Source organism: Corallococcus llansteffanensis, assembly GCF_003612055.1.
Taxonomy (GTDB): domain Bacteria; phylum Myxococcota; class Myxococcia; order Myxococcales; family Myxococcaceae; genus Corallococcus; species Corallococcus llansteffanensis.
The window spans coordinates 1-5,450 of sequence record NZ_RAWB01000627.1 but is presented as its reverse complement, the minus strand read 5'-3'; the positions used below and the strand labels follow the sequence as shown (position 1 = coordinate 5,450).

Annotated in this window: 4 protein-coding genes; all 4 read right to left on the bottom strand. The window is 71.5% G+C overall.

Annotated features, from left to right (window positions below; genetic code table 11):
* The coding region (locus tag D7V93_RS36765) for a sensor histidine kinase (RefSeq protein WP_120647791.1) at nucleotides 1-957 on the bottom strand (957 nt) is incomplete at its 3' end.
* Between the two features lie 48 nt (nucleotides 958-1,005).
* Complete coding sequence (locus D7V93_RS36760) at nucleotides 1,006-2,598, bottom strand: DUF1501 domain-containing protein (protein WP_120647790.1); 1,593 nt, start codon at nucleotides 2,596-2,598, stop codon at nucleotides 1,006-1,008.
* Nucleotides 2,599-2,608: 10 nt separating this feature from the next.
* Nucleotides 2,609-3,625, bottom strand: a complete 1,017-nt coding sequence (locus tag D7V93_RS36755) for a hypothetical protein (RefSeq protein ID WP_120647789.1) — start codon at nucleotides 3,623-3,625, stop codon at nucleotides 2,609-2,611.
* 1 nt (nucleotide 3,626) lies between these two features.
* A partial coding sequence (locus D7V93_RS36750; RefSeq protein ID WP_120647788.1) for a hypothetical protein occupies nucleotides 3,627-5,450 on the bottom strand: 1,824 nt, incomplete at its 5' end.

Below are 5,450 nucleotides of genomic sequence, written 5' to 3'. Positions count from 1 at the left end.
GAGCTGCTGGAGGCGCTCGCGGGTGATGCGCAGCCCCCGGCCCCCTCCCGTGCCCCGGGAGACGTCCGCCGGACTCTCCTTGAGGCCGATGCCGTCGTCCCGGACCTCCAGGTGGAGCTCGGGGCCCGCGCGCCGCGCGACCAGCGTCACCGTCCCGGGCTCGGTGCCCGGTGCGATGCCGTGCTGGATGGCGTTCTCCACGAGGGGCTGGAGCACCAGGTGGGGGACGTGGGCCGTGAGCGCCTCCTGCGCGATGTCCTGCTTCACCGTGAGCCGGTCGGCGAAGCGCACCCCCTGGATGTCCAGGTAGGGCTGCAGCGAGCGCAGCTCCTCCTGGAGCGACACCTCCTCCGTGCCCGCGGCGTCGAGCGTGCTCCGGAGCAGGTCGCTCAGCTGGGAGATCATCCGCTCGCTCCCGTGGGGATCGCGATGCACGAGCGCGGCGATGGAGTTCAGCGTGTTGAAGAGGAAGTGGGGATGGAGCTGCGCCTTGAGCGCGTGCAGCTGCGCGCGGGCAAGCTGCGTGTCCCGAAGCTTGAGCTGGTCCGCGTAGTGGACGGCGTTCGCCACGACGAGCACGGACAGATAGATGAAGGGGTTGGAGAGGAGCGCGTGCGTGAGCACTTCCGGGAACGCGGGGCGCTGCGCGTACCAGCCCACCCAGGGGTTCAGGGTGAAGATGATCGCCGCGCGGATGAGCGCGACGACGAGCGCACCAGCCACGTGGAGCGCGACCCGCGACGGCCAGCGCCGCCGCTCGATGGGGAAGCGCAGCCCGAAGTGGAGGATGGCGACGGTGAGCGGGACCCAGAGGGCATGGGCCGTCATCGACGTGAGCAGCGCGTGCCGCCAGCCCACGCCCTCCACGCCGTGCGCCTGGCTCGCGGCGACGAGGCCCGCGAGCGTCCAGTAGGCGAGCGCGGCTGCCCACCCCTGCCAGAGTCTGCGACGTCCCATGGCCCGGCACTATGCAGGACGCCGCGCCGGACCACGAGGGGCGGCAGGTCAGCCCTTCACGACGCCGTCGTAGACGCCATAGCCCCCGGGAATGAAGAAGTCCTTCCCGGGCGCCAACCCGAAGGCGTTCATCACCGTCGCCGCGATGTCCTGCGAGCGCGGGGCCCGCATCGTCCGCTGTCCGTCCTCTTCCACCAGCGCCACCGGCGACCCCATGGGCGAGCCGTTCATCGTCTCGTCGTACCCCCCGAGCATCTGGTTGCCCTGGATGCCGCCGCCCACGAGGAGGGCGCACGTCGCCGGGTGGTGGTCGCTGCCCTGCTTCGGGAACGTCCGTCCGAAGTCGCTGTAGACATACACGAGCGTCTCATCCAGCAGGGAACGGGCCGGGTCGGACTTGCTGGGGGTGAGGCTCATCTCCAGGCACATCCGCCCCACCATCTCGAGCGCGATGCGCAGGTAGTTGCCGTGCATCTGGACGCCGTTGGCGCTGTGGGTGTCGAAGGAGAAGTTGGCGATGCTCGACGCCCGCAGGTTCACCGACGTCACCAGGTCGGACTTCAACAGCCGCAGCGCGAAGTCATAGGCGCCCGTCGACGTGCCCGGGCCGCACACGTCCGCGTAGCCGATGCACGCCGTCCAGTCGACCGGGTAGCGCGCGTCGTTCTTGAGGTGCTCCCACGACGGCGTGTTGCCCAGCACGGAGAGGATGTCGCGGCGGATCGTCCGGCTCTCGCCCTTGTAGGTCTCATAGAGCTGCTCCATCAGCGCGTCGGTGCCGCTCGAGGAGACGCCCCGCTCGGCGCGCAGGGCCTTGAGGAGCGCGGCGTCCACCGCCGTGGCGGGCACCGTGCCCGGGAGGGGCGAGCCGTCGAAGGCGAGGTCGGGCACGTCGGTGCGCGTGCGGAGGCCCTTCCAGGCGCTGTCGCGCTTGTCGGACAGCGTCGGCTCCACCGACGACGCGGAGCGCAGCACCGTTGGGTTCGCCAGCGCGGGCAGCCCGAACGCGTTCGGAAGCTCGCCTCCCAGGCTGACGTTGGGGATGGGCCGGTCGGGGAAGCGGCGGGCCATGGCGTTGGCGATGACGGCCTGCACCGCCGGGGCCCGGAAGCTCGAGCCCGCGACGCCGCACATGCTCGCGACGATGCCGCTCGTGTGCGCGGCCGTGTTCTGGTCCGCCCCCACGAGCAGCGAGGCCTTCTCGAAGAGCTTGTACGTGGGGTCCGCCCACGCGTAGCCCCAGGGGCGGTAGATCTGCTGGTTGTTCACGACGGGGTTCAGGCCCCGCGTGTCGGCCGGGTCCGCCCAGTTCCAGTAGATGGGCCCGCGAAGCTTGCGCGCCGGCCCCGGTGCATCCAGGTCCACCGGCGAGCGGTCGAAGTTCTCCACCTGCTCGGGCAGATAGCCAAACGGAATGACGCCGCCCTGGGCGGTGGGGATGAACTTCGTGATGCCCGCGCGCGACAGCGGGGCGAAGAAGCTCTCCCAGTGGAGGCCTCCATCCAGCCAGATGCCGAGCAGCTTGGTGGGCCGCCCCGGGACGGTCGCGGCCGAAGCCGTGGACAGCCCGTAGCGCGCCATGAGTCCCATTTGGGTGGCCCCGAGGGCCAGCCCGAACAGCCTGCGACGAGAGAGCTTCATGGTTGCCCCTTCAGTAGAAGATCCAATGCGGGTGACGGATGAAGTACGAGCACACGCCCACGTAGGCGGGCTCGGTGTCCGTCGGTGTCGAGAGCGGCACGAAGACGTCTGCGTAGAGCGCGTCCACCTGGGCGTCGGTGAAGCGCTCCCCCAGGAAGTGCAGGGACCAGCGGCGCAGCGTGGCCTTCACGTCCGTGGGGTCGGCGGTGCGCCGCGTGCCCGCGGGGAAGAGCGCCACATTGCCCACCTTGGCCAGGGACAGGCGGCACCACCGCTGGGAGACCTGCGTCAGCGTGAGCGCGAACGTGGGGGACGTGCTCCGGTCCGGCGAGGTCTGGTTCATCACGGAGCCTCCGCCCAGCCCGTAGAAGCGCTCGGCGGTGGGGTTCTGCCGGGGGGCGGGCACGGCGTCCGGCGGCTGGAGTGGGTAGAGGTCGTCACCGCGGGACTCCGCCATCGGGATGCCGAACTCCTTCGCGATGACGAAGAAGTCCTCATGGGTGAGGCCCAGCTGCTGGTACAGCGCCCGCTGCGCCTGGGTCGCGCTCAGGCGGGTAATGCGCGGCGCGGCGGGGTCGGGGCGCGCGTCACGCTGCTGTGTCGTGAGCCCCTGGACCCACGCGCGGACCTCCGCCACCGGCAGCGTCGCCGTGCCGTCGGAGACGAGCTGCGCGTAGGACTTCTCCCCGATGGGCATCTGCTTGAACGCGGCGCTGCCCCGGCCCTCCAGCAGCCGGATCAGCTCGCTGTCATCAGGGCTGCCGGCCTTCACCAGCCGGGCGTCGGACACCAGGAGGCTCTGGAACGCGTTCGCGGAGGCGAAGTACCCGCGCGCGCCCTGCGCATGGCAGCCCTCGCAGTGCGGCTTGAGGCCCTCCATGATGCGCAGGGTCTCGGCGCTGGCCGGCGTGCCGCAGGCGGCCTGGTCTTGCGCGCGGGCGCCGGCTGGGAGTTCGGACGCGGTGCCGTCCCTGCCGCACGCGAACGCCACGGGAAGCGCGAGCAGGAGGAGTGTGAAGTGCTTCATGTCAGCGCCCCCGCCGGAACAGGTTGGACTGGGTGAGTGATTTGACGAAAGGGCGGACCTTGCGGCCTCCCGCGAGGAAGCGCGCCACCTGTTCGTCCAGGTAGCCGGCCTCCCGGGCCGGGTCGATGTCGCGGCCCAGCACCTGCGCATGGAGGTGCCGCACGACGCAGCGGTCGAACGCGCCCGCCGCGACGATGAGCTTGGCGAAGCCGAGCGGGCCGACCGTCCCATCCCCCTGCTGTCCGAGCAGCGTCTGCTCCGGCGGGAGGAAGTCGAGGAAGATCGCCTCGGGGTTCAGCTGCGCCTGGGCCTCGGTGACGGGTGTCATCTTCGTGTCGGGCGCGTACCACCGGTTCCAGTGGCTGAACGGGTCGCCGCCGTAGGGGTACGCCCCCGTGCGCCACCGCTCGGGCCAGTGCCACTCGGTGCCCACGCCCGGCATCAGGTACTTCGCGCCATAGCCCTCGAACGCCGAGCCCGCCTTCGCGAAGCGCTTGAAGTGGATGGCCGCGGGGTCGAGCCGGCTGTGGCAGTGCTGGCACGGCCCTTCCGTGCCAGGGTCGCGGCGGTACTCGTTGAACTTCTGGCCCAGGGGCGGGGAGAGGACCTCGCACGCCAGCGTCTCCAGCGCCCGGGCGCCGCGCACGCGCTCGCGCGGGTAGCCCGTGAGGAAGCCCATGCTGGTGAGCATGCCCGCGGCGGGGATGCCCCGGGACGGGCCGGCCTGGGTGCGCGGATCGAAGCGGTATTCGCGCTCGGCGAGGAGGAAGGGGTTGCGCGCGGGGACCTGGTACTCGCGCCAGGCGAGCGGATCCGACGGCGCGTGTTCGGGGTCCACCGCCGCACCGGAGAAGCGCGACGGCCGCCACCAGGAGTCATCGTCGAGGAGGGCCGCCGCGCCGCCCGCGAGCCCCTGCATCACATACGCGGCCTGGAGGTTGGTGGGCGCGACGGAGTAGGTGCCGAGGATGAGGTCCGTCACCGGCCGGTCGTGCCACGCGAGGTGGGCGAAGAGGCGGGCGGGCTCCTCGGAGACGAGCCGCCGCTGGCCGTGCTCGTTGTAGTGCAGGTAGTTCTCGAAGCCGACGTACTGCTGGAAGTCGGCGTGGCAGCGCACGGCGTTCGGGCCACAGCCGCAGGTACCCTCCGGGCCCACCGCGGCGCAGGTGACGGCCACGGGGTGGCCGCTGACGCTGATGGTGCCCTGGGTCGCCGTATTGGCCGCGACGCCCACCAGCGTCACCGTCGTCCCGGGGGCCCACCACGGCTCCAGCGCGGTCTCCTCGACGGGTGTGCCATCCGTCTTCACGCCGTCGCAGGCGAGGTCGTCGCCGCGGAAGTACTTCCAGGCGCCGGCCTTCGCCTTGCCCGCCGCGCACTGCTGGAGGGCCCGCTGCTGCTGCACCCCGTACTCCGGCGCGTCGGCGGTGCGCGGGGTGAGTGGGATGTTGAACCAGTCGCGCGCCTGCTCGAACATCGTCCGGTAGAAGGTGGGCTGCCCGAGCGTCTGGTCGACGAAGGCATCCACGAAGGCCCGCTGCGCGATGTCGTCGCCCGCGGCCTCGAGCGCGGTGAACTCCTCATCCGTGGGAGGCGTGCCCCGCAGCGCGAGCGACGCGCGCCGCAGCAGCCGGCTGGGGGCGAGCAAGTCGTTCTTCTCGCCTGCGTCGGGGTCACCCGACGCGGTGGGCTCCTCACAGCCGGCGTCCGGCGAGCCCGAGGGCTCCACGGGCGAGTCAGGCGATCCGCCCACCACGCCGGTACAGCCCGTCCACACGATGAGTGCGAGGGCACACCAGACGGAGCGTGGCAGGAGTGCGGGCCC

Excerpts from the sequence above, each read along its gene's own strand:
- D7V93_RS36760 (WP_120647790.1), bottom strand. The coding sequence starts at position 2,598 with ATGAAGCTCTCTCGTCGCAGGCTGTTCGGGCTGGCCCTCGGGGCCACC.
- D7V93_RS36755 (WP_120647789.1), bottom strand. The coding sequence starts at position 3,625 with ATGAAGCACTTCACACTCCTCCTGCTCGCGCTTCCCGTGGCGTTCGCG.